This window comes from Actinomyces sp. S6-Spd3, from assembly GCF_000758755.1.
Classification (GTDB): Bacteria; Actinomycetota; Actinomycetes; order Actinomycetales; family Actinomycetaceae; genus Pauljensenia.
The window spans coordinates 1-534 of record NZ_JRMV01000026.1; the positions used below are offsets into that span (position 1 = coordinate 1).

The window sequence follows — 534 nt, forward strand, 5'->3', positions numbered from 1 at the left end:
AACGCACAGCTACTCGCGCAATAAACTTTCCGCATTCTTGCAACATTACTGGCCAGATGCAGATCAACTGGACAAGATACTGGTATTCATTCAGTTCAACCTGCTAGAACGTCAGGCAAAATACATCAACAATTCCGTTCGGGCATACGAGCATTTTGGCTTCCAGTGGGCAATGCCCATGCTTGAAGCCAAGGCATGGGACAGTTGGTTCACCGGCACGCCAAAGGCCTGGGGAGACGATCGTGAACCGTACATCCGCTTCACCAACGAACGCTACGAGCATGTCTCCGGAACTTCCCTGCCCAACTTCGGCGGCCCCGCTGCACAGTTGGATCCCACGTTCAAGAAGACACTCAAGAAAGCCCTCAATCTTGTTGGACTGTCAGACGTTATTGAAAAAGCCTATGCGGCACATGTGACCCGCCACCATCCGATGGCATTTGAAGCACTCACAGGAAACCTAACGCCCAGGCAACTGGATTGGAAATTACTAAAGGGCAGGACGATCCTGGGAATATACAGCGAGCTTTTCTT

General features: G+C 51.1%; 1 pseudogene. It reads left to right on the forward strand.

Annotated elements, in window-relative coordinates:
* A pseudogene (locus tag HMPREF1627_RS00195) lies at window positions 1-534 on the forward strand (hypothetical protein); the annotation flags it as partial.